General features: G+C 48.8%; 19 protein-coding genes and 2 pseudogenes. 17 read left to right on the plus strand and 4 right to left on the minus strand.

Annotated elements, in window-relative coordinates:
- Nucleotides 1-21: 21 nt before the first annotated feature.
- Nucleotides 22-231, minus strand: a pseudogene (locus tag ACFPYJ_RS08550) (late competence development ComFB family protein); the annotation flags it as partial.
- Between the two features lie 173 nt (nt 232-404).
- Between ACFPYJ_RS08550 and ACFPYJ_RS08555 the strand changes: the two are divergent.
- On the plus strand, nt 405-1,754 hold the full coding sequence (locus tag ACFPYJ_RS08555) for an alpha-L-fucosidase (protein WP_379187678.1): 1,350 nt from the start codon (nt 405-407) through the stop codon (nt 1,752-1,754).
- Nucleotides 1,755-1,806: 52 nt separating this feature from the next.
- Here ACFPYJ_RS08555 and ACFPYJ_RS08560 read toward each other — a convergent pair whose 3' ends face one another.
- A complete protein-coding gene (locus ACFPYJ_RS08560) occupies nt 1,807-2,667 on the minus strand; it encodes a helix-turn-helix domain-containing protein (RefSeq protein WP_379187679.1) in 861 nt (286 codons plus the stop codon).
- A gap of 139 nt (nt 2,668-2,806) precedes the next feature.
- Between ACFPYJ_RS08560 and ACFPYJ_RS08565 the strand changes: the two genes are divergently transcribed.
- From ACFPYJ_RS08565 to ACFPYJ_RS08610, 10 genes and pseudogenes are all read left to right on the plus strand, one after another.
- Nucleotides 2,807-4,279 carry a HEAT repeat domain-containing protein gene (locus ACFPYJ_RS08565; RefSeq protein WP_379187680.1) on the plus strand — a complete coding sequence of 491 codons (1,473 nt, stop codon included), beginning with the start codon at nt 2,807-2,809 and terminating at the stop codon, nt 4,277-4,279.
- Between the two features lie 194 nt (nt 4,280-4,473).
- Nucleotides 4,474-4,620 (plus strand): DUF1304 family protein, encoded by a 147-nt coding sequence (locus ACFPYJ_RS08570; protein WP_379187681.1) that lies wholly within the window; start codon nt 4,474-4,476, stop codon nt 4,618-4,620.
- 171 nt (nt 4,621-4,791) lie between these two features.
- Nucleotides 4,792-6,060 (plus strand): MFS transporter, encoded by a 1,269-nt coding sequence (locus tag ACFPYJ_RS08575; protein WP_379187682.1) that lies wholly within the window; start codon nt 4,792-4,794, stop codon nt 6,058-6,060.
- A 126-nt stretch (nt 6,061-6,186) separates the two neighbouring features.
- Entirely contained in the window at nt 6,187-6,564 is a 378-nt protein-coding gene (locus ACFPYJ_RS08580; protein WP_379187683.1) for a hypothetical protein, read from the plus strand.
- Nucleotides 6,483-7,364 carry a membrane protein insertase YidC gene (yidC, locus tag ACFPYJ_RS08585; protein WP_379187684.1) on the plus strand — a complete coding sequence of 294 codons (882 nt, stop codon included), beginning with the start codon at nt 6,483-6,485 and terminating at the stop codon, nt 7,362-7,364. The genes ACFPYJ_RS08580 and yidC overlap by 82 nt, the downstream gene beginning before the upstream one ends.
- A gap of 153 nt (nt 7,365-7,517) precedes the next feature.
- Nucleotides 7,518-8,030, plus strand: a complete 513-nt coding sequence (locus ACFPYJ_RS08590; RefSeq protein WP_379187685.1) for a hypothetical protein — start codon at nt 7,518-7,520, stop codon at nt 8,028-8,030.
- Nucleotides 8,031-8,288: 258 nt separating this feature from the next.
- The gene (gene nirB, locus ACFPYJ_RS08595; RefSeq protein ID WP_379187686.1) at nt 8,289-10,685 is read left to right on the plus strand and encodes a nitrite reductase large subunit NirB; all 2,397 of its coding nucleotides are present in this window, start codon (nt 8,289-8,291) and stop codon (nt 10,683-10,685) included.
- Between the two features lie 16 nt (nt 10,686-10,701).
- The gene (gene nasC / locus ACFPYJ_RS08600) at nt 10,702-12,831 is read left to right on the plus strand and encodes an assimilatory nitrate reductase catalytic subunit NasC (protein ID WP_417629232.1); all 2,130 of its coding nucleotides are present in this window, start codon (nt 10,702-10,704) and stop codon (nt 12,829-12,831) included.
- Nucleotides 12,832-12,928: 97 nt separating this feature from the next.
- A pseudogene (locus ACFPYJ_RS08605) lies at nt 12,929-13,042 on the plus strand (hypothetical protein); the annotation flags it as partial.
- A 722-nt stretch (nt 13,043-13,764) separates the two neighbouring features.
- Complete coding sequence (locus tag ACFPYJ_RS08610; RefSeq protein WP_379187687.1) at nt 13,765-14,877, plus strand: slipin family protein; 1,113 nt, start codon at nt 13,765-13,767, stop codon at nt 14,875-14,877.
- 108 nt (nt 14,878-14,985) lie between these two features.
- Here the strand turns inward: ACFPYJ_RS08610 and ACFPYJ_RS08615 are convergent, their stop codons facing one another.
- The gene (locus ACFPYJ_RS08615; RefSeq protein ID WP_379187688.1) at nt 14,986-15,663 is read right to left on the minus strand and encodes a TetR/AcrR family transcriptional regulator; all 678 of its coding nucleotides are present in this window, start codon (nt 15,661-15,663) and stop codon (nt 14,986-14,988) included.
- Nucleotides 15,664-15,865: 202 nt separating this feature from the next.
- Here ACFPYJ_RS08615 and ACFPYJ_RS08620 point away from each other — a divergent pair, with 202 nt between their 5' ends.
- Nucleotides 15,866-17,317 carry a DHA2 family efflux MFS transporter permease subunit gene (locus tag ACFPYJ_RS08620; protein ID WP_379187689.1) on the plus strand — a complete coding sequence of 484 codons (1,452 nt, stop codon included), beginning with the start codon at nt 15,866-15,868 and terminating at the stop codon, nt 17,315-17,317.
- Nucleotides 17,318-17,504: 187 nt separating this feature from the next.
- On the opposite strand, the gene ACFPYJ_RS08625 is transcribed toward ACFPYJ_RS08620, so the two are convergent.
- Complete coding sequence (locus tag ACFPYJ_RS08625; protein ID WP_379187690.1) at nt 17,505-18,326, minus strand: helix-turn-helix domain-containing protein; 822 nt, start codon at nt 18,324-18,326, stop codon at nt 17,505-17,507.
- Nucleotides 18,327-18,501: 175 nt separating this feature from the next.
- On the opposite strand from ACFPYJ_RS08625, the gene ACFPYJ_RS08630 reads away from it, so the two are divergent.
- The 5 genes from ACFPYJ_RS08630 to ACFPYJ_RS08650 all read left to right on the plus strand — a co-directional run bounded on the left by ACFPYJ_RS08630 (nt 18,502) and on the right by ACFPYJ_RS08650 (nt 23,026).
- Nucleotides 18,502-19,311, plus strand: a complete 810-nt coding sequence (locus ACFPYJ_RS08630; RefSeq protein ID WP_379187691.1) for a phytanoyl-CoA dioxygenase family protein — start codon at nt 18,502-18,504, stop codon at nt 19,309-19,311.
- A gap of 120 nt (nt 19,312-19,431) precedes the next feature.
- Nucleotides 19,432-20,181 (plus strand): phytanoyl-CoA dioxygenase family protein, encoded by a 750-nt coding sequence (locus ACFPYJ_RS08635; protein ID WP_379187692.1) that lies wholly within the window; start codon nt 19,432-19,434, stop codon nt 20,179-20,181.
- A gap of 27 nt (nt 20,182-20,208) precedes the next feature.
- Nucleotides 20,209-21,063 carry a helix-turn-helix domain-containing protein gene (locus tag ACFPYJ_RS08640; protein WP_379187693.1) on the plus strand — a complete coding sequence of 285 codons (855 nt, stop codon included), beginning with the start codon at nt 20,209-20,211 and terminating at the stop codon, nt 21,061-21,063.
- An 88-nt stretch (nt 21,064-21,151) separates the two neighbouring features.
- Nucleotides 21,152-21,715 (plus strand): FAD-dependent oxidoreductase, encoded by a 564-nt coding sequence (locus ACFPYJ_RS08645; protein ID WP_379187741.1) that lies wholly within the window; start codon nt 21,152-21,154, stop codon nt 21,713-21,715.
- 126 nt (nt 21,716-21,841) lie between these two features.
- Nucleotides 21,842-23,026 (plus strand): metallophosphoesterase, encoded by a 1,185-nt coding sequence (locus ACFPYJ_RS08650; RefSeq protein WP_379187694.1) that lies wholly within the window; start codon nt 21,842-21,844, stop codon nt 23,024-23,026.
- Nucleotides 23,027-23,066: the final 40 nt, after the last annotated feature.

Consider the following 23,066-nt stretch of genomic DNA (forward strand, 5'->3'; position numbering starts at 1 on the left):
AGCTGAAGAGGGCTGTTTTCTCTATGTATAAAAGCTAGCTTCCGATGAAAGTATGCTATGCAGGGGATTCTGTTCGATAACGGCAGCAGCCTGCGTGATTTCCTTCAGGATGTCGGATTGCAGCTTCGTTTCTGTGAACAGCGCTTTGATGTAAGCTTCTCCGGATTGAGTTGAGGTGTATCTAGGCTGCAAATGATTCAAGGTTAGTAACAGGATATCGAGTTTGCATTTATCGCAATCGCATTTGTACCATAGTCAGATTTATTGAACTAGTGCTGAAAGTGCGAACTAGTTAGTTTTAGCCACTTAATGGTTAGTTTTATTCCTATTTATTACAGCATTCGCTTGCTACAATGAGGGGGAATTCTAATATACTCGTAAACGATGAAGGGAGTACTACCTCTATGACAACGAAGGCGGCTCATTCTATCATTGCGCAGCGTACGGAGCGAACAAAATGGTTTCAGGAAGACCGGTTCGGTATGTTCATACATTGGGGGCTCTATGCTATTCCGGCTAGAGGCGAGTGGGTTCGCAGCATGGAGCAAATAAGCGTGGAAGACTATCAACCCTACTTTGAAGAGTTTAATCCGGATCAATACGATCCGAAGCAATGGGCAAGAGCCGCCAAGCAGGCGGGGATGAAATATGCCGTGCTGACGGCGAAGCATCATGATGGTTTTTGTTTGTTTGACAGCGGGCTTACTGCATATAAATCAACCAACACACAGGCCAAGCGGGATCTGGTCAGGGAATTTCTCGACGCTTTCCGCGCAGAAGGGTTAAAGGTAGGCTTGTACTATTCATTAATCGACTGGCATCATCCGGATTATCCCGCTTATGGCGATCCCATTCACCCAATGCGAAATAACGAGGCGTTCAAGCGTGACCCGGAAACCTTCGGCAGCTACTTAACCTACATGCATGGACAAGTTCGCGAGCTTCTCACGAACTACGGCAGGATCGATATCATGTGGTTTGATTTTTCTTATGGGGAAATGGTCGGCGAGAAGTGGCAGGCTACGAAGCTCATGGAAATGATTCGTTCGCTGCAGCCCCATATTATCGTCGATAATCGGCTGGATGCGAGCGGCGAGCAGGGTGGAAGCATTTACTCGGACAATCCGCAGCTGTATTCGGGAGACTTCGCTTCGCCAGAGCAGATCATTCCTCCCGAAGGCGTGCAGGATGAGGCAGGCAATCCGCTTCCTTGGGAGGCTTGCATTACCCTTAATAACGACTGGGGCTACAACCCGAACGGACATTATAAATCAGCTAAAGTCATCGTGCGCAAGTTAGTGGAATGCGTGAGTAAGAACGGCAATCTCCTCGTGAACATCGGTCCTGATGCAAAGGGGGCCATCCCGCAAAAGTCATTGCGCGTTTTGGCTGAGGTTGGACAGTGGATGTCCAAGAACCGAGCAAGTATATACGGCTGCGTCAAGGCAGGGCTTGATAAGCCGGAATGGGGACGCTACACGCAAAGGGGGAACAAGCTTTACGCTCATATTTTCGAGGAAAGTATCGGACCTATTAATTTAAGGGGTCTGAATGGAAAGATTAAACGGGCCAGATTGCTAGCGGATGGGTCCGAGCTTCATATCAGCAAGCCATGGAGCGCAAAGCAGTACACTGATGATGCTTTTTTTAACTTTTCAGTACCCGAGCATTTTAGTTTTGCGCTGCCGGATGAAACGGATACGGTTGTTGAATTAGAGCTAACGGAGTCTTCCGAGGTAACGGAAATTGAATAAGCTCTGTTGATAGTCGGATAGGTCTTGGAATCCAGTATTCCAAGACCTATTCTTATTCGGATACCCGAAAAGCACGAGGGGAGAGTCCGATCTGCTTGTGAAACAAACGCGAGAAGTAATGTACAGAGCTGAAATGATATTTTTCGGCTATTTCTGTAATACTCAGCTGGGTGTGGAGCAAATCCTCCCGCGCCCGGCCAATGCGGAAATGATTAATGTACTGGACGGGTGAGTAGCCGGTTACTTTTTTGAAAATCTCAAAGAAATGCCCCCTGCTCATATTCAGGCTTTCGTAGTAGACCTCCAAAGGACGCGGGGCGCCGCTCAGCAGATCCTGTTCCATCCGGTCAAGCAGCTTGTCAATCCGCGGGTCCTGCATATGCGTATTTTTGAGCATGAATTTCAAGAAATAATCGATGAAATCCTGGAAGTTCCGCTGAATCTTCAAGTTTCGCATGAAGGTTTTGTCGCTTGTATATTCCCCGGACTTATAGAAGCTTTGGAAGAGATCCGTCCAGACGCGGAGGGACTCTACCACCGTGATTTGCGGCAGCTCATAAGGAAAGAGCGGACCGATGAGATGATGCTGCAGCAGCTCGGGCCGGTAGCATATCGGGCTCGACCATTCGAATGCAGCGCTTCGATCCACATGCTGCCAATCAAAATAACAGCAGATATGAACCATCGGGTCTTGGTCATCCGCAACCCAATCATGAAGCTGGCCTGCAGGCATATAAACCAGCGAGCCGGGCACCGCCTTATAGGTTCGTCCGCCGGTTTGCAGTTTTCCGAAGCCCTCGCTGATCAGATAAATTGAGCTTGTATAACAAATTCGCTGTAAGCTGGCCTGCCCCTTGGAGAAGGGGTAGCGGGTTGCGTAATAAACATAGGGATGCAAGTTTGAAAAGTCCATGGATTTCACCGCCGTATCTGATCTGGTTGAAAATTAATCCGACTATTGTGCAAATATAGGATCACTCGCTAAATACATCGGTCAACTCTTCGTTTACATTTAGAACTGTAAATACAAGCTGGAGTGGAGAGTGAATGATATGAACGATATGAACGATATGGAGCAATTATTGAATGATGATCAAATGATGCAGTTTATCACACAGGGCTACTTGGTCCTTCATAATGATCTTCCGGGATCGCTTCACAAAAAGGTTATGCAGCGAATTAATGAAGTGTTGGTTCATGAAGGGAATCCGGGAAACAATATTTTACCCCGAGTGCCCGACATTCAGGCATTTTTTGAAACGCCGGTCGTCAAGGGGGCACTAACCAGCGTTCTGGGTCCGGACTATTATCTGCATCCACATCGTCATTGTCATTACAACTCGCCAGGCAATCAGAACCCGGGCGGCGGGGAATGGCATAAGGACGGCTATTGGAGCGCGATGCGAAGCCACAGACCATGGTGGGCAATGATTTTCTATTATACACAAGATATTACGACTGAGCTTGGTCCAACGGCTATTATGCCCGGCTCCCAATATAATGAGAAGTTTCCAGGGCATGAGAAGGAATTCCTGCTGCCGACCGGACCTGCGGGCACAATGGTTCTCGTTCATTTCGATCTATGGCATAAAGCGTCACAGAACGTATCCGCGTTAGACCGGTATATGCTCAAATTTCAATTCGCCAGACGGCAAACGCCAAGTGGGCCCAGCTGGAACAATACAAGTAAGACAATGCCGGTTCCCGAGGCAGGTTCCGTGTCCCGCACAGCTCTGTGGGAGAGTATCTGGAATTGGATGCGGGGCGAACAAGCACCGGTTAAGGAAGCAAGCAGGGAGGACAATTCGGTTATCGAGCTCGCCCGGTTGGCTCAGGATGCATCGGAAGATGACGCATTAAATGCGGTTTATGAGCTTGCAGGACGTGGCGAGGTCGGCGTCCGAGAGCTGCTGGACATCTTAGATTCAGGATCAAATTTGGCTGCGCTGCGTGCTGCGTACGGAATTCAAGCGGCCGGCGAGATTGCAGTTCAAGGATTAATCGAACGGTTGCGCCATGCAGATGACAGAAGACGGGCATTGGCCTGCTTCTCGCTGGGAATGCTGAGTTGCTCCAATGATCGGATCACCGCAGCTCTGACGGCTGGTTTATCGGATGATAGCCAGTGGGTTCGCCGGAATGCAGCTGAAGCGCTGGGGATGCTGGTAAACCCTTCGGCCGAAGCGGTATCTGCACTTGCGCATTTGCTCGAGATCTCGGTACGCAGCGAGAAGGAGGAAGCGCAGACTGAATCGACAAACGCTTATTCTCCCAACCAGGACTACATTAAGAACAAGCTTGGCTATACGGCTGCGCTTTCGCTGTTACGAATCGGCAAACATGGCGAGGCAGTCGAAGTTGTCACAGCATTGGAAGAGGCGCTCAGCAGTAACGACCGGTATGTTCGGGCGTATGCCTTTGAGGCGCTTTCGCAGCTGCGGATAGGGGAGGCGGTAGAGGTTCTGCTTCGCTATTACCGGACCTCCAGGTGGTGTCCGGATACGACCAAAGCCAGTATGTTCTAATTAGGGAAAACCTTAGCGAGATCATCGTAGACAGCCGGAAAGTTCAGCAAATTATGTCATACAGGAACGTTACATTACTTTCTTATGTGATCATTCAAGAGCCCTCTAATTTCGCTATTAGAGGGCTTTTACATGGAATGCCTTCGCTATGCTAGAATAATGGTCAGAATGAAGGAATGGAGGAGGAAGCCGTCATGATTGCTGCTGTATTCGTCGGTTTGGTGGCTGTTGAGCATATTTATATTCTTATACTGGAAATGTTTCTATGGACGACTCCCCGCAGGACGACTCCCCGCGGGATGACTTTAATCGCTTTGGTGTTTGTACTTATAAGGTCATAAAAAAATTGACAATAATGAAAACAGCTTATATATTTGTTGTACATACAAAATAGAAGAAAGGGGTGCATGACCCAAGGGAAAAGGCTTGTCAAATTGATAGCAATGAAATATATTATACTTTTGTTATTTGTATGTACAAACAAAATTTAAATGAATAAGGAGTTACAAAGCATGAAGAAGCAATCATCATCTAAACTTTATTACGGCTGGGTTGTCGTAGCCATCGTATTCTTAACTCTGTTGGTATCGGCGGCAATCAGTTCCGTACCCAGCGTGCTGATGCAGCCGCTGGAAAAGGAATTTGGCTGGGACCGCGGCGCGGTTTCAGGAGCCGTATCGATCCGGATTCTGTTGTATGGCTTGATGGGGCCGTTCTCGGCGGCAATAATGGCTAGGTTCGGCATTCGCAGAATTATGGTGTTCTCAATGATTTTACTTATTATCAGTTTATCGCTCACTCCGCTCATGACTGCGATCTGGCAGATGGTTCTGTTGTGGGGAGTACTGGTTGGGATCGGAACCGGTTCATTAGCTAATGTGCTCGGTGTGACCATTGCCAACCGTTGGTTTGTAAAGTATAAAGGTTTGGTTATTGGTATGCTTACTGCAAGCGCCGCTACAGGTCAATTGCTATTTCTTCCGCTGCTCGCCAAAATAACGAGTGATATCGGCTGGCGCTCTGCCGTTTATGCCGTGGTTGCAGTTCTTGTCCTCCTAATTCCTATCGTTTCCATCTGGATGAGGAATCATCCTTATGATGTCGGCAGCGCGCCTCTTGGCACTTCGGAAGTCGTCAAGCCCGCTCCATTCATCGGCAACTTATTCTTATCACCGATACTCGCTCTTAGCTCTGCAGCTAAAAGCTTAACATTCTGGCTGCTGGCCGGGACTTTCTTCTTATGCGGCTTCTCGACTAACGGCCTAATCGGAACGCATCTCATTCCGGCCTGCGGGGATTTTGCGATTCCAATCGTTACAGCAGCGGGTCTGCTCTCCTTAATGGGATTGTTCGATCTCATAGGAACGACTTTGTCGGGCTGGCTCAGCGACCGTTTTGACAGCAGATGGCTGCTCTTCTGGTATTATGGTCTTCGCGGGCTTTCATTAATTTACTTGCCCCAGGCGCTGGGTATGGGATATACGCAGCTGACGATTTTTGCCGTTTTCTATGGACTGGATTGGATCGCTACGGTTCCGCCGACCGCTAAGCTGACATCAGATACATTTGGCAAAGAGAAAGCCGGAATGATATTTGGTTGGATCGTTGTCGCTCACCAGGCAGGCGCATCAGTTGCAGCCTATGGAGCAGGCGTCATGAGGGACATTCTTGGCAGCTATACCGTTCCTTTTGTTATTGCGGGATTCGTGTGCCTGTTTGCATCTCTAATGGCAATTCGAATCCGCAGCAGAGCTTCACAGGTAAAGGTTCAAGGCGTTTAAACCCAATATTTCATTAGCGACCTCGGTCTAGAGAATGACGAATCGTTCAGTCTCTGGCAGCAGGCGCGTGACTAGAGGGAACTTTATACTGGAAGGAAGCGTACAAGGTTAGAAGGAGGTGATCTATTGTTCGAGCTTCATGATGCATTAGCCTATTTGATGTCGATCGGCGTCATCTTTTCCTTTGCCTATCTCTATTTGCACATACTGCCGGCGGCGGGTACAGATTACGGGATAGCAGCCAGCTCAGCTTCTCTTTCTTTACCAAGGCTAACCAAGCCTTCAATTGCTATTTTTCATATACGTATAAACCGTCTTACCCGTCAAATCAAGCGCAAAGAATCACCGGATGATGATTCATCAGCCTGCAGTTCCCTGTTGAACGAAGATGATCAAGCTCAACAGGGAGGACGATGGAAACAATGGATTCACACGAAGAATCGAACAAGCACCGCGCCGCATTTCAGGAGAATAACGGGGGGAGCCCCAATAATGCTGCAGTAATTTGGAGTAAGAATGGCTTTTCAGCATCCCGTTTGATCATGCTTGCAGTATGCTTCATACTCATGATGATTTTAAGCGGATGCGGAATAAACGGTACAGTCGACTCGCATACGCCCGGATTGTTTAATCACTATATCGTTTTCCCGTTTTCTTGGCTGATTGGCCATTTTGCCGGGTGGTTTGACGGAAGCTACGGTCTTGCATTGATTGCGATCACGGTACTGGTCCGCTCAGCTCTATTGCCGTTCATGATGCTTCAGTACAAGTCTCAGCAGGCGATGAGAATGAAGATGAACCGCATGCAGCCGGAGATTCTGGCAATCAAAGCAAAATATGATGGAACCAAGGACGCCGAATCCATGCGCAATCAGCAGCAGGAGACGATGGCCTTGTACAGCAAGCATGGATATAGTCCGCTTTCAATGGGCTGCCTGCCCATGCTGCTGCAAATTCCTATTCTATCGGGATTGTATTATGCCATACGAATGACGCCTGAATTGGCGCAGCACCGCTTCCTTTGGTTTCAACTTGGAGCGCCTGATGTGATATTGCCTATTTTGGCTGCGGCAGTTTATCTTCTTCAGGCTAAAGTATCTCAGCAGAGTATGGATTCGTTAAACGGACCCAAAGGAATGGGATGGCTCATCTACCTATCCCCGCTCATGATGGGAATATTCTCATTCTCGATGCCGTCTGCGATCCCGCTTTATTGGATTATTGGCGGATTGCTTGTCGTGCTGCAGACGTTATGGGGAAAGAGGCTCTACCCGGTTGAACCTCCGCAAATAGCGGAAGCATAGCTCTCACGAAGAGAAAGCAGCGTTCGATCCAGAAGCTCCTGTTCCTGCCGCGGTCCCGAGTTAATTCGAAGCATTGTGGGCATGCTACACCCAAATGTTTCAAAGGGATGCTTTTCAAATTGTCGTCGCTTATTGAAGGAGGAAAGCAGCTGCATGTATACGAAGGTTCCATATGGCTATGAGCCCCCGCCAGAACAGGAAAAAGGTACCTTGATCTACTATGATTCCTTTGAACATACGACGTATGAGGAATTGGATCTCGCTGCTGAGCATGCAATCAGTCATGCATTCACGAAGCTGGTGCTGTATCTGATACATGAGCAAACCATGAAGAGGATGTCAGCAGAACCGGTAAGCGCCTACTATAAACGGGAAAAACGGCTCGAGGAATGGATTCAGGCAAGAAGCGGCAGCTTAGCTGGCATTGATACCTGGGAAGGCAAACGGAAAAAATATGCGCCGATCGATTCTGCACTGCGGCATTTGACGGAAACGCTGCCTGCTCCTCATTTTATCTGTGTCACACCGGAGATGGCGAATTTTTTCGCTTCATTGTCCATCTTTGAAGACTGGATCAGTAGAATCCGGCTGTTATTGCTCTCTGAGCCCAGGAGCATTCATCCGCGTTTAGATCAATACCGCAATCGGTGGAGTACGATTGGATAAAGAAGTTTAAGCATGAAGAAGCCAAGATCCTATCGTCGGATCTTGGCTTCTTGCTGTTCAATGACAGAAATTCTGACTTTATCAGATGCTGTGAATCCCCGAACAAAATAAACCAATAGAATTGTGACGAATATCGTTTGTAATCAACATAAATATGTTATAAAATCTAACATATAAGATAGAGATCTATTTATGTGTAAGGTTATATGACTTTTGCGAATAAGGCTTCATTGCTACGGCTTGATGGGGGGCATAATCATGGAGAGACGCAAATTGGTTGTGATTGGGAACGGCATGGCGGGAGTACGCTGTGTGGAAGAGATTCTGAATATAAATCGGGAAGCTTTTGAAATAACGATATTCGGGAAGGAGCCTCATCCGAACTATAACCGTATTCTGCTGTCCAAGGTTCTTCAGGGTGATACTTCTATTGATGATATAACGATTAATGATTGGAAATGGTATGAGGATAACCAAATCAAGCTCTATACCAATGAAGCCGTTGTAAAGCTCGATTCGAAAAAACGGCTGTTGACCACGGAATCCGGTCGGAAAGTGGATTATGATGAGCTGATTATCGCTACGGGATCACTGCCATTCATGCTGCCTCTGCCGGGTGCGAACAAGCAGGGTGTCACCGCTTTTCGTGATATCCGGGATTGCGAAACGATGGTGGAGACCGCTAAGAAGCACGATAAGGCTGTCGTTATCGGCGGTGGTCTGCTTGGTTTAGAGGCTGCCAGAGGGCTGCTGAATCTGGGCATGCAGGTAGATGTCGTTCATATCCACGGGAGTCTCATGGATAGGCAGCTTGATGCAACAGCCGGGAAAATGCTTCAAGATGAGCTTGAGAAGCAAGGGATGCGGTTCCTCCTGGAGAAGCATTCGGAGGAAATAATCGGACGAAGCCGCGTCGTGGGGTTGAAATTTAAGGACGGAACGAAAACGAACGCGGATCTTCTTGTTATGGCTGTAGGGGTTAGACCTAATGTTCAACTGGCTAAGGATAGCGGAATTGGAACGAACCGGGCAATTCTGGTAAATGATTATATGCAGACCGATGTGCCGAATATCTATGCCGTTGGCGAATGTGCAGAGCACCGGGGAACGGTTTACGGGTTAGTTGCACCGCTCTATGAGCAGGGAAAGATTCTGGCCCAAACCATGTGCGGAATCCAAAATGATGGTTATCACGGCTCCATCACAGCAACGCAGTTGAAGGTTTCGGGTGTTGATGTATTCTCGGCCGGTGAATTTATGGACAGCAAAGAAGTGAAGTCGCTCAAGTGGTATGACGGTATCCGCAATACCTATAAGAAAATCGTGGTGCGCGACGGGAAAATCGTCGGAGCCGTGTTATTCGGAGATATTAGCGAGGGCCCTCAACTGTTCAGCATGATTAAGCAGGGCAAGGATTTCTCTGTCTACGAGAAAGAGAGCATGTCTTCCGCTTCAGGTCAAGAGTCGAATGAAGCTAAAATTGCCGCGATGTCGGATAAAGAGCAGGTTTGCGCCTGTAACGGAGTTTCCAAAGGATCAATTTTGCAGGCTATACAAGAGCATGGACTCCAAACGGTTGATGAAATCAAGAAATGCACGAAGGCCTCCAGCTCATGCGGGAGCTGCAAACCTCTTGTTGGACATATATTGGATTATTTTAAGCAGCATGGCTCAGGTGTTCAGGAAGAGAAAGAGACAATCTGCAGCTGCACGGATTATAGCCATGAAGAAGTTATTGAAGAAATTCAGAAGCATGACTTCGCCGAGGCTGCCGATATCCGTTCCGCATTGAATTGGTCAGCTGCCCAAGGCTGTAAGATTTGTTCGCCGGCATTGACCTATTATCTGGCTGTACATGGCAGAAATCTGCCTAAGGAAGCTCAAAGCATATCCAATGAAGGGCTTCAAGCAGATGGATCTTATGCCATTATGCCACGTATGTACGGCGGAGTAACATCCTCGGAGCAGTTAAGACAAATTGCTGATGTCGTCGACAGATACCGTATTCCGCTTGTGAAGCTCTCGAACGGTCCTATGCTCAGCCTGCAAGGCATCCTGGCTGATGATTATCAGGCTGTGAAAAGTGAGTTTGAACCGAAGCAAGCAGGCCGGCCGGCGTTCATCTACGGCAAATTGATTCAAACCATAGGAACATCAAGCGGATTTCCATATGAAAAGGGTGCTTTTCAAGATTCGCTTCAATTAGGAGCTGCTTTGGAGAGAAGGATAGAAGGACTGCAGCTGCCTAGTCAGATCACGATCAGCGTATCTGCAAGCCCCTATCACAGCGCAGGTTCTCTGGCCAAGGATATTGGAATAGTCGGGGTTCCCGGCGGATGGGAGCTGCATGTAGGCGGAAGCGCTGAACGCCAGGTGATGGCCGGACAGCTGCTGTGCACGGTAGTCGATGCGGCGGAGCTGATCGATTTCACGTCTGCCTTTTTGCAATATTACCGGGAAAGCGCGCATTATATGGAGCAGGTCGCCCAGTGGATGGAGCGAGTGGGGCTTCTGCATATCAGAGAGATGTTATTCGACCCGGCCCATGTTGAACAATTCAATAAACGTTTGGACCTGTCCTTATTTTCAATAGATGAAGAAGCTGAAGCTATTCTACCAACCATTACGCAGCAGACGGCTGCAGCAGCGAGGTGATCCCATGAAGCCGCTTATGAAGGAACCATTCAGTCATTCCGCACCACCAGTTTCCAGCTCTGATCACGATCATATTATGGATACGCAATGCCCGTTCTGCAGCGTTCAGTGTAAAATGCAGATCATTGAACATCCCGGTCAGCTTCGCAGCACGTACACGGTTCAACCTAAGCCCAATGCGGCATCGGAAGGCAGATTATGCATAAAAGGGATGAATGCCTATCAGCATGCGCTCAGCAGCAGCCGTTTGACCTATCCGATGGCCAGAATCGGCGGAAAGCTTGAGCGGGTAAGCTGGGAAGAAGCGTACCGGCTCATTAAAACGAATGTTACAGCGCTTCAGCAGCAGTACGGCAGAGATTCAATCGGTGTTTACGGCGGAGGCTCCCTTACAAATGAATCTGCTTACCTTCTGGGTAAGTTTGCAAGAGTGGCGCTTCGCTCCAAATACATTGATTATAACGGGCGCTTCTGCATGTCTGCAGCCGCTTCCGCAGTCAACAAAGCCTTCGGAATCGACCGGGGATTAACGAATCAGCTGTCTGAGATTCCGCTGGCCAAATGTATTATTTTGGCCGGAACGAATATTGCCGAATGTCAGCCGACGCTTATGCCGTATTTTGATCGGGCGAAGGAGAATGGCGCTGTCATCATTGCTATCGATCCTAGAAACACAGGAACGACGGAAAAAGCGGATTTGCATCTGAAGGTAAAGCCAGGGATGGATGCTGCACTGGTGAACGGGATGCTGAAGGTGCTAATTGAAGAGGGTTACGCGAATGAATCGTTTATCGACAGCCGTACGAAGGGGTATCAAGACCTTAAGCAGCATATATCGGAGCTCAGCCTGGATCACCTTGCAGAGATAACAGGCGTACCGGCAGCACAGATCCGCCAGGCTGCGGAGTTATTCGGTAAAGCTGCTACGGGGATGGTCTTCACCGCCCGCGGCGTAGAGCAGCAGACGGACGGTTATATGGCGGTACGTAATTTTCTTAATATGGTGCTCGTGACAGGGAAGATTGGCAGAGAAGGCTGCGGCTATGGAGCGATAACCGGACAGGGGAACGGCCAAGGCGGCAGAGAGCACGGGCAGAAGGCCGATCAGCTCCCGGGCTATCGTTCGATTGAGAATCCAGCCGACCGTGCTTATATCGCTGGCGTATGGGGCGTGCATGTGGATGACTTGCCGGGAAAAGGCGTATCGGCCTATGAGATGATGGAGAAGATACACGCGGAAGAGATCCGGGCGCTGCTTGTAATGGGCTCTAACCCGGTCGTTTCGAATCCCAATGCGAATTTCGTTGAAGAGGGCCTGCGTAAGCTTCAATTTCTTGTTGTCGCTGATATGTTCCTGTCGGAGACGGCCTTAATTGCAGATTTGGTGCTCCCGACTTCATCTTATTTAGAGAACGGCGGTACATTAACGAATCTTGAAGGCCGTGTCCTGCTAAGAGAAGAGAGCCGGGCGGCACTTGGAGAATCGAAGCATGATTGGGAGATTCTCTGCGGTATTGCAAGCCAGCTTGGAGCGGAAGCTTATTTTCCATATTCGACTGCAGAGTCGATTTTTGAAGAGCTTCGCGTTGCAAGCCGCGGAGGAATTGCGGATTATTATGGGATTACCTATGACCGGCTGCGTAAAGAGGAAGGTGTTTACTGGCCATGTCCAAGCGTGGATCACTCAGGAGAAAAAAGGCTTTTTGAACAGAGGTTTGCTCATCCAGACGGACGGGCGGAGCTGATTTCCGTGGATAATCACTTCCCGGCCGAGCAGGTAAGCGCTGAGTTTCCTTTGTATCTGACGACGGGACGGGTGCTCTCGCATTATCTGACCGGTGTACAGACACGCAGAAGCGCAACGCTTGCTGCCAGGAGCTTCGAATCCTTCATGGAGATTCACCCCAAGACAGCGAAGAAATACCGGATCGAGGATGCAGCCTTGGTAAGGCTCGAGTCCAAACGAGGAAGCATTGTTGTAAGGAGCAGGCACACGACCCAGATCAGGGAGGATACAGTCTTCGTTCCTATGCACTGGGGGGACATTCAGAACGTCAACAAGATTACCAATCAGGCACTCGATCCAACCTGCCGCATGCCGGGCTTCAAGGTATGCGCTGTACAGGTGCAATCGCTTGTAAAATGAGCAGCGCCGCCAGCAAACAAGTCGTTCGGATAACCACGTCAGAGGCTGACGTGGTTATTCTTTTGCCTTCACAGCATTCGACGTTTAATACGCCGGGTTAATGGGCGGCAGCACTCCCAGTACGTTTGGGCCCAAGTCGAATGCCACTCGGGCGCAAGCTGTGGTCATCCTGAGAAGAATGCTTGAATATGTCAGTTTCATTAATAATTGAGGGTGAGGCAGCCGCGTAAGCGGCTGCCTTTTTTGTTTATCGGAAGAATTGCCCGCATCTAAACTTATGACAGTTCTGATGGAAAGCTCAATGCTTCTCAAGTGCGAGGACGGCGTTTGACGTTCTTCTTATTGTCGCCATACTTTCACCGTGTTCAATGCATCGCTAATACCTGATAATGAGATTGTTCCTCATACGAACAATTGCTTGGTGAGAGGTTGACCAGCTTACCTTAGGCGAGGATTTCTGAATAATCCCGCAGTACCGGCGCAGGATCTGTGCCGGTGTGCTGTAAGACTGGCAGCTCAGCAAGCTCCAATTAAAGGGGTTCGATTCCCTGCTCGCCTTGGCCGGGATCTATGGTGTAGTACTCGACTGTAAATCGAGAACATCAAAGCTTTGTCAGATCCAGCCTGGAGCCTTCAGCCTGCTGCAGATGGGGCGCCAAGTGAGAACTTTGCAGGATGCGGATACCGGGAGAAGAACATTTCCTCCGCAGAGGGGTGAGCAAGCTGGCAGCTGTGTATGTCTGTAGGAAAGGCAAATGCAGCTCTAGCTCCGCTTCCACTCTCAGGGCGAAATATCTGCTTTCTAAAGCATTCCTCCGTTCCTTTTTCTTGGGAGGGCTCCGGGGCTGCGATCCCCATGGTTAATCTCATGCTTCCTCGCGGTCCGCCGCCCGCCAGGAAGAGACCAATATATAGTAGAGGAGGTAGGTCAGTATGTTTCATAAAGTAACGATTCAAACCGACCAGCGCGGCATTCAATTTACCAAAGGAAGTTATAAGCGATATTTGCAGCCAGGTACCTACAGATTTTCCCCGTTGTCAGGCAGTAAGGTAGAAATTCTCGATGTAACCAAGCCTTTTGCCATCGCTGGGAAGGACCTGCTGTTATTCCTGAAGGATGACCAGCTGCTTCAAGATCTGGACGTCATTGACGTGCCGGATGGAGAGCTTGCACTTCGCTATGAGGACGGTAAGTTCTTAGGGGTGCTGACATCAGGGAAATACGCGTTCTGGAACCTCTATAAGCAGAATCGATTCGTGAGGGTTGACCTTCGCAAGCCGGAGCTGTCGCCCGATATTGATCCTGCAATCGTACCGAAGCTTAGCGGATACGTGCAGATCATGGATGTGGCAGAGCATGAGGCAGGTGTTCTGTACTATAATCATGTGCTGCAGAGGGAATTGGAGCCAGGACGTTATGTATTCTGGAAAAGCCCGGTGTCCGTCACCGTCAAAACCTTAGACATGCGCAAGCAGCAGCTTGATATGACCGGGCAGGAAATCATGACTGAGGATAAGGTGCCGTTAAGGCTGAATTTCGTCTGTCAGTATAAAATTGTCGATCCTCTCAAGACACTGCGTATCCGGTCTTTTGAGGAGCAAATGTATATCCTGCTGCAATTGATCCTGCGGGAATATGTCGGCACGCTTAAGCTGGATGACCTGCTGCGAATGAAACAGGAAATTGCAGTATTTGTCCTTTCGAGTCTGCATGGGAAGCAAGCTGATTATGGGGTGGAGTTTCTCTCGTCCGGACTCAAGGATATTATTCTGCCCGGCGATATCAAAGACATTCTGAATACGGTGCTGCTGGCGGAGAAGCGGGCACAGGCGAATCTGATCACGCGCAGAGAAGAAACCGCCTCAACCCGAAGCCTATTGAACACAGCGAAGCTCATGGATGAGAATCAGACGTTATTTCGCCTGAAGGAGCTGGAGTTCTTAGAGAAAATCTGCGAGAAGATCGGAACCATTTCACTGACCGGTGGAGGCAGCCTGCTGGAGCATTTGAACGCTTTGCTGAAGCCGCAGGCGGAGAAAGCATAGCTCTTACATAGGCGAAGCTAGTAATTGCCAATTGCGGTGCTGCCTGTTTGGCGCCTGAAGAAACGAAAACCCTGCCCCTCGTCAACAAAGGGCAGGGTTCTTCTCTATTTATACGCCGTAAGAAACCTTACGGACGAGATATTCAATCCGGGTTAACATTTCCGCATCATCGGTAGTTGCATAAAGTTCCGGAGTGAACATCTGCAGCTTCTTTATCTGGTAGTAGTCGTGGATCGCATTTCGAAGCGTCAGATTATTCTTCATGAGATAGACCGGATCTAACAGATGCCTGAACATAAGATCATCCTGCAGAATCAATATGACTGCATTCAGCGGGTTGAACAAGCCTTCCTTCATTCCGTTCTCGTAAAATTTCCGCAGCCGCTCATTCCGCATGCTGACCGCCACGTCGATCTTCCCCATTAAAATAGGATAAATCTCACGCATATCCTGATAGAAGACTTCCGTACCGTAGTTTGCAATTACTAGAGATTGTGCAAATGAGGTTTGGAAACCTTTGATCAGCGCCTGGTCGCCTTCCGACGCCTGTTCCTCACCGCCCACGATATATGTGATGAATAGTTCGGCTAAACGCTCGAAAATCTCATCTCTGGAAGGGAAATATTTATATAAAGTAGCCTTGGAAAGATCCATATATTTTGCGATATCATCCATCCGGATATGTTGAAATCCGTTTGTCTTGAAAGGGTGGAGCAGCTTGGCGACATATTTCGTTTTGGTCGACTCATCGGTGTAGCGGCAGCCTTGTGCTTCATTCGTATCCATCAAGCATCACACTCGCTTTCTAATGGACAGTATACACAAACCGGCAGTAAAAATAAACCGGATAATCAAAGTAAACTAAAACTGTATAAATGAGTTTACTTTATATATCATTTCAGATACAATACAATCAATTCGATATGACTTAGGCTTTAAGAGAATGGGTCGTAAGAGATCCTATAATAACGATGAGGAGAGAACCTGAATGACTGCAACAGAAATCAAGAATGTCCGTTTCTGGCCGATTATGACTGCCATTTTCTTTGGCGCTTTTCTCAGTATCCTAGGTATCAGCATGATCAACATCGCCCTGCCGATTCTCATCACAGACTTTCACTCGGAGCTGAGCGTGGTCCAGTGGACGTTAACCGGCTTTATGCTCTCGCTGGGCACAATAGCACCGTTAACCGGGTATTTGGGTGATCGGATGGGCTATAAGAAGGTCTATTTATTTGCAATGGTTGGTTTTGTGATTTTCTCCCTGCTGTGCGGCTTTGCATGGAATATTGAATCCTTAATCACTTTCCGTATTCTTCAAGGCTTATTCACGGGTCTAATCGTTCCGGCAACGATGACGATTATCTTCCAGGTTATTCCGAAGGAAAAGCAGCCGTTTGCCGTTAGTATTTGGGGCTTGTCCGCAATGCTCGCGCCGGCATTCGGTCCAACGATCAGCGGCTGGCTGATTCAACAGCTCAGCTGGAAATGGTTATTTTTCATTAACGTGCCAATCGGAGTTATCGCGATTCTATTTATTATCTGGATGATTCCCGGCTATCGGATCTCAGCTGCCAAATCTCTGGATAAGTTAGGGCTCATAACGGTTGTTTTGAGCAGTGTGTCCGTACTCATTGCGCTGAGCCAAGGCCGTCAATGGGGCTGGGAATCCTTCAAAACGCTTGGACTATTCGGCTTCGGCGCGCTCATGCTGATCCTGTTTATCGTTCGTGAGCTGTCAACCAAGCATCCGCTGCTTGATCTTCGCGTATTCCGCAATGGGCGGTTTTCCATTACGCTTGTTGCGAATACGATCATTACCATCAGTCTTTATTCCGGTACACTGCTAGTGCCGTTATTTCTTCAAAATGTACAAAGCATTTCGCCGATGGATACGGGGCTTATTCTGCTGCCGGCATCCCTTATTATGGCAATGGCTATGCCGATTGCAGGTAAGCTTTATCCGCGTTTAGGAGCGAAGTGGATGTCAATCGTGGGCATTATCCTGATTGTCATTGGCAGCTATGAATTGACTCAGCTATCCACGGGCGTTTCGCATTTCTACATCATTATGTGGATGACTGTTCGTAATCTTGGCGTTTCCTTCGCTGCGGCTGCGACAAGCACAGCCGGCATGGAAGAAATTGAGCCGGCCATGGTCGGCCATGCTTCCTCCGTCACCAATTGGGTGCGTAACGTCGGAGGGTCGTTTGCGATTGCATTGTTCACGACACTGCTTGCATCACATACGGTTACACATATGACCGAGTTGACCAAAGAAGGCAAAGATGCCGAGACCGCTATACCGATGCTTTCCTTTACCATGAGTGTTAATGATGTATTCCTGGTAGCAACCTTCATTGCGGTTGCAGCCATCCCATTCACAATCCTGATTCGTAAAAAAGCAAAAATCGCGGTTGCTGCCGCAGCAGCTGCCTGACCGACGAATCCCGACGGGAATGTCCTATCGGGGTGGATTGGCCAAGAGATTCGGGGCCCATCATTCATGCAAAAGAACCTTAAATATCCACTGCGAACGTGGATATCTAAGGTTCTTTTTCGATTTTGTTAGCTACTTCCTCACTGTGTGGAGGCAAACAGAGCTGAATCGCCGCCAAATGGCTGCGTCAGTCGTTTTTTCTTGTGCGGCCGGATTGATAAGCCCGAGGCGAGACGCCGTAGTGCTTGCGAAATTGATTGGCAAAGTGATTGTAGTTCTGGAAGCCGACGTCAAGAGCAACCTCTGAAGCATTGCGGTTCGTATGCTCAAGCATCAGAGCGGCTTGACGGATGCGCATCTGATTCAAAGACTCCACAATCGAGACCCCGATCGTTTCCTTATAGAGATGAGAAAGCCTGGAGGGGGACAAGCCAACCTTCCTGGCTAATTCATCAATTCGGAAAACTGCGGCCATATTGGTGGAGAGCAGGTGCTGCGTCTCTTCGATTCGGGCATCGATGGGTTTGCTCTCCCTCTGGGCGATGAGCAGCAGGATTTCACGCAGGTTGTTCTCGCAAAGTTCGCTCCAATAAGCGCTGCGCTCAATGGAGTCGGAGATGACGCGCCGAAAGGCTTGATAGATCCGCTGGTGAGCGGAATCGTTATCTACCGCATGAATGAACAGCGGCATATCAGGCAGCAGGTTTGTTTCGACGATGCGGGAGGAGAAATGTGCCCAAACGAAGTTCCATATGCGACCGCTTCTCGTTCCATATTGATGAGGTGTCCCGTGGCGGAGCAAAGTCAAGTCGCCTTTCGAGCAGTAATCTTCTCTTCCGGGTGTGATGAAGCGGCCTTCCCCTTCAAGCGTGTACGTAATAAGCCAGTCGCTCCTGCCATTTGGGCGTTTCGTAAGATAGGTGTCCGTTTCATGGTAATGACCGGCAATAATCATACCGTTGACGTACTCTCCGTAAGCGGCAGGTTTATTGTAACTATGTTTATCCATCTCGCGCTCACCCCTGCGATTATCTTAGCTTTTTTGCCTCCTTTACACCAGCCCGATTTATCAGAAACAGCAGGATTGTATGAGTTATTAGCATGATCGTTACTTCTGCAATCGCAATCATTTCCCTACAATGAAGATAACAAGCAGCACACATCCACTGAATGGAGGAAGAGGAATGACAACGAATCTACGAGCGCTTACCTTGGAACAAAAGCAGCAGTTTGACCAGGACGGCTATTTGGTCGTTAAAGGGCTGTTTACGCCGGAGAACCTGGAAGAAATCGAGGGGACCTTTGAGGAAATCAGCCTGCAGCCAGTCCCCGGATATTTTGAGCCGGACCTGCACGCGGATATGTCCGATCCGCTGAGGCGTTACCCGCGCGTCATGCATCCGCACCGCTTTAATGAGACAGCGATGAAATATATGCTTCATCAGCCCGTCTTAAATGTGCTGGCGGATTTATATGGGGAAGAGGCGCTGGCAGCTCAAAGTATGTTCTATTACAAGCCGCCGGGCTCGCGCGGACAGGCGCTTCATCAAGATAATTTTTATTTGAACGTCGAACCGGGCAACTGCATCGCAGCTTGGACGGCAGTCGATCCTGCGAATGAGGACAATGGCGGTCTGCTTATTGTTCCGAAAACGCATGAGCATGAGATCTCCTGCCCCGAAGAGGCGGATCTGAGTGAATCCTTTACCACGCATTACGTGAAACCGCCCAAAGACAGCTCCATCATGCCCGTCATCATGGATAAAGGGGATGTCCTGTTCTTCAATGGCAACTTAATTCATGGTTCATACCGGAATAAAACAAAGGATCAATTCCGCAGAGCATTCATCTGCCATTATGCGAATGAGTCGGCGACGAGCATCAGTAAGCATTATAAACCGCTCTTCAGGGCCGATGGGACGGAAGCGGAGATTGAAGGCAGTCAAGTCGGAGGGCCTTGCGGTGTTGAGGCAGGTCCTGTATTCTATCACTAAATGATCGAATATCCGAAAATAAGCATACTTTTTCCGTAAGGAAGGAAAGAACGCTGCCAGGCATTGAGCGATAATAAGGGAGTCAATCGATTACGACCTTGAACCAAGGGGGAATAGCTCATGTCAAGCAGCTTGAACGAAACACTGTCTCAAGAAAATGTAACCTCATTCCAGGAAACCGGTTATTTGCTCCATAAGAAACCATTATTCAGTCCGGAGAAATTTGCAGAGCTCTCCCAGATCTTCGAAGAACAGTGGGAGCTTGTAGGCAGAAGGTTGAACAGCGAGCTGGATACACCGCACTTTCGCGATGAAAGACTGCTTAAATTTCTGCTGAGCGATGAAGTATTGGATTTGGTGGAGCCGCTTATCGGACCGAATATCGGGCTGTGGTCAAGTCATTTCATCTGCAAAGAGCCGCTTATTGGCAAACAGACGCCTTGGCATGAGGATTCCGCATACTGGAACGGCAGGCTGAGCCGTTTCGACAAAATTGTTACCGTGTGGCTTGCAATCGACCGCAGCTCGAAGAAAAACGGCTGTATGCGCGTCATTCCAGGCACGCATGCCAACGGATTTTCGGATTATGAAGCGGTTAATGAGAATGACAATATTTTTCCTACGCAAATTAAGAATATAGATGAATCCAAAGCGGTATATTTTGAACTGGAGCCTAATGAAAGCTCGGTCCACGACTCCCGGATTATTCATGGGGCTGCTGCAAATCAGAGTCCGAACCGCCGCTGCGGCTATACGATGCGCTATTTTTCAACGGAGGCACAGGTTATTCCGGAGAAAAATCCAGGCTTCAAAATTTGGCTGGCGCGCGGCAAAGATATCGCAGGAAGTCCGTTCGTTAACGTAGAATAAGTTGTAAACGAAAGGAGACGATGAAGGATGAAATGGGCTGTTCACGAAACCCCTGAGAGGTTAATGAATGACCAATACATGCCCTCTTCGTCTCCTTATCAACTATTCATGCAAACCATCAATGATGATGTGTCCACGCATTGGCATGAATTTTATGAGATCTCGTTTGTAGTTTCGGGATCCGCAACCCATGTGCTTAACGGAGTGCCTGCCCGGATTGCCAAGGGCTCGATATTTTTGATGACACCTGCCGATTTCCACGAAATTATCATGGACGCGGATGGTGAAACGCTCCAGCTGTATGATTTGATTTTTACAGAGCAGCTGATTCGGGAGCCTCTGATGGAGCTGCTGTTCGACCGCATATCCGTGAAATCGCATATTTTTGACACGGATGAATTCACGCAGATAGAAGCTGAATTTAAGCGGATATGGAGGGAGACGCATGATTGGCAGGCAGGGAGCGAATTTATCGTTCAGGGCTGCCTGGAGCGTGTATTAATCGATTTATCGCGCGCATGCCGTCCCAAGCAGATCCAGACACCGGCATCCGGCGAGCAGCTGGTCCAGTCTCCCATCCGCAAGGCGCTTATCTATATTCAGCATCACTTCCGGGATAGTATTCCGCTTGAAGAGGTAGCACGGCTTTGCGGACTGTCAGCGAACTATTTCAGCGAATGCTTCCATAAGCAAACGGGAATGACGTTTCAGCTTTACGTTCAGGAATTGCGGCTTCAGTTCGCCAAGTCGCTGCTGAAGGCTACGAAGCTGCCGATTACGGAAGTAAGCTTTGCATCCGGGTTTAATACGCTGCCTCATTTTGAGCGGACCTTTAAGAAGAGGTTTGCCGCGACACCAAGGCAGTTTCGACAAAGCATCTAGTGCTTCCTCAGGTTGTTTCCATAGTTTTGAAAGCGTATAATTAACAGGGAAACAGATCTATGTACATAATTTGAGGAGGTATCGGATGATGTTTGACATTGCCATTATTGGAGCTGGTCCGGCAGGAGGAAGTGCCGCGCTGTTCACGGCGAAGGCAGGTAAGAAAACAGTACTCATCGATAGCGATCAAAGCATTACGAAAAAGGCATGGATTGAGAACCATTACGGCGTACCCGAAATCAAAGGCCCGGATTTGGTGGAGACAGGCATCAAGCAAGCCCAGAAGTTCGGGGCTGAGCTGGTGAAAGCCAAGGCAGCCGATATTCAAAAGAAAAACGACGGCTTCCAAATCATAACCGAGGATGGCAGTGAGATCGAGGCCAAGGCGGTTATTCTGGCAACAGGACTCCTCGTTGATCTGGCCGAGAAGGTTGGCTTGACGACCAAAGCAGGAACGGAGCCGCGGATCAAAACGGTCTTCGATGTGGATGCGGCAGGCAGGACGAATATCGACGGCATTTGGGCTGCAGGCACGGCTGCGGGAGTGAGTGTACACACGATTATTACAGCTGGAGACGGTGCACGTGTTGCGGTCAATGTGATAAGCGAAATGAATGGCGCGCGCTATGTCGATCACGATTTGCTGAAATAACATCGAATAGATTCATAGGGAAGCCTTCTGAGCGAGTCGCTCGGAAGGCTTTTGTTTTGTGCAGGTAGAAACAGCTATAATATGATTAGTAACTTTATTTCATTTCACAGATAGAGGAGTAATCGTATGCGGGTAGTTCGAACGATATCGCTTATTGCAGCCTTTTTCTTGATTTTCTTCGGCCTTCAGTTTCTAATCGGATGGAATGCGCGCGAGTTTCTATCAGCCGTATTGCCCCCTATTCCAGCTGTCATCTACTGGATATGCTTTTGGTTCATTGCGCTGTCGTATATCATTTCGAGATTGCTAGAAAAGTGGATACCGGGACCCATTGCCAGAGGGTTGAAATGGATCGGGTCTTATTGGTTCGCGATTCTTCTCTATAGTGTGATCCTGCTGCCGCTTGCAGACTTGGCAGCATGGGGGCTTCGGGATGCTCTTGCATGGTCGATGGATGAGTCCTTTATAGGAGCGGGCGCTGCCGCAATACTTGTTTACGCAGCCATTCTTATTAAAGGTTCATGGAATGCTTGGACACCGGTTGTCCGGCCTTATACGCTGGATGTTGCTAAGCATGCCGGTCATCTGGAGCAATTGCGGATCGCTGTGGCCTCTGATATTCATCTGGGGACGTTGGTTGGACGAAGACATCTTAAGCTGCTTGTCGGACAAATCAATGCGTTGAAGCCGGATATCGTGCTCCTGCCAGGAGACGTCATTGATGATTCCGTAGAGCCGTTCAAGCGAAATCATTACGGAAGCATACTTGCCGGGTTGAAATCCACTTACGGGACCTATGCCGTGCTGGGAAATCATGAGTATATCGGCGGTAAAATCGAAGAATTCGTCGAGCTTATGGCTGAGGCAGGCATTCCGGTGCTGATGGATCATTCGGTGAAAGTGGCAGAAAGCTTCTATATTATTGGACGCAAGGATAAATCAGCCAATCGGTTCCGCGGCGCTAAAGGCAGGGGGAGGGTATCCGTGCAGGAGCTTGTAGCGGAGCTTGATCAGAGCTTGCCGCTTATACTGATGGATCATCAGCCATCGGCACTGAATGAAGCAGCGGAAGGCGGCATCGACATTTCGTTATCGGGCCATACTCACCGGGGTCAAATGGCGCCTAATCACTTTATCACAAGGCGATTATTTGAGCTGGATTGGGGCTATATACGTAAAGGGTTGATGCATGCCATCGTTTCATCCGGTTACGGTACATGGGGACCGCCGGTTCGAATCGGAAGCCGTTCAGAAATTGTGGATATTACCGTTCAATTTAATAAAATTCAGGTGAAAGCCTATGTCCATTAATGGTGGTTTTCACCGGAGCCGCCAGCAACTTTGTGTTGGA

Origin of the sequence: Paenibacillus solisilvae (assembly GCF_042656405.1) — a bacterium.
Lineage (GTDB): Bacteria > Bacillota > Bacilli > Paenibacillales > Paenibacillaceae > Paenibacillus_Z > Paenibacillus_Z solisilvae.

Coding starts and splice junctions, on each gene's coding strand:
- ACFPYJ_RS08565 (WP_379187680.1), top strand. CDS start 2,807: ATGAACGATATGAACGATATGGAGCAATTATTGAATGATGATCAAATG.
- ACFPYJ_RS08570 (WP_379187681.1), top strand. CDS start 4,474: ATGATTGCTGCTGTATTCGTCGGTTTGGTGGCTGTTGAGCATATTTAT.
- ACFPYJ_RS08560 (WP_379187679.1), bottom strand. CDS start 2,667: ATGGACTTTTCAAACTTGCATCCCTATGTTTATTACGCAACCCGCTAC.
- nasC (WP_417629232.1), top strand. CDS start 10,702: ATGAAGGAACCATTCAGTCATTCCGCACCACCAGTTTCCAGCTCTGAT.
- ACFPYJ_RS08615 (WP_379187688.1), bottom strand. CDS start 15,663: ATGGATACGAATGAAGCACAAGGCTGCCGCTACACCGATGAGTCGACC.
- ACFPYJ_RS08640 (WP_379187693.1), top strand. CDS start 20,209: ATGAAATGGGCTGTTCACGAAACCCCTGAGAGGTTAATGAATGACCAA.
- ACFPYJ_RS08610 (WP_379187687.1), top strand. CDS start 13,765: ATGTTTCATAAAGTAACGATTCAAACCGACCAGCGCGGCATTCAATTT.
- ACFPYJ_RS08575 (WP_379187682.1), top strand. CDS start 4,792: ATGAAGAAGCAATCATCATCTAAACTTTATTACGGCTGGGTTGTCGTA.
- ACFPYJ_RS08620 (WP_379187689.1), top strand. CDS start 15,866: ATGACTGCAACAGAAATCAAGAATGTCCGTTTCTGGCCGATTATGACT.
- yidC (WP_379187684.1), top strand. CDS start 6,483: ATGGATTCACACGAAGAATCGAACAAGCACCGCGCCGCATTTCAGGAG.
- ACFPYJ_RS08630 (WP_379187691.1), top strand. CDS start 18,502: ATGACAACGAATCTACGAGCGCTTACCTTGGAACAAAAGCAGCAGTTT.
- nirB (WP_379187686.1), top strand. CDS start 8,289: ATGGAGAGACGCAAATTGGTTGTGATTGGGAACGGCATGGCGGGAGTA.
- ACFPYJ_RS08555 (WP_379187678.1), top strand. CDS start 405: ATGACAACGAAGGCGGCTCATTCTATCATTGCGCAGCGTACGGAGCGA.
- ACFPYJ_RS08625 (WP_379187690.1), bottom strand. CDS start 18,326: ATGGATAAACATAGTTACAATAAACCTGCCGCTTACGGAGAGTACGTC.
- ACFPYJ_RS08650 (WP_379187694.1), top strand. CDS start 21,842: ATGCGGGTAGTTCGAACGATATCGCTTATTGCAGCCTTTTTCTTGATT.
- ACFPYJ_RS08645 (WP_379187741.1), top strand. CDS start 21,152: ATGTTTGACATTGCCATTATTGGAGCTGGTCCGGCAGGAGGAAGTGCC.
- ACFPYJ_RS08635 (WP_379187692.1), top strand. CDS start 19,432: ATGTCAAGCAGCTTGAACGAAACACTGTCTCAAGAAAATGTAACCTCA.
- ACFPYJ_RS08590 (WP_379187685.1), top strand. CDS start 7,518: ATGTATACGAAGGTTCCATATGGCTATGAGCCCCCGCCAGAACAGGAA.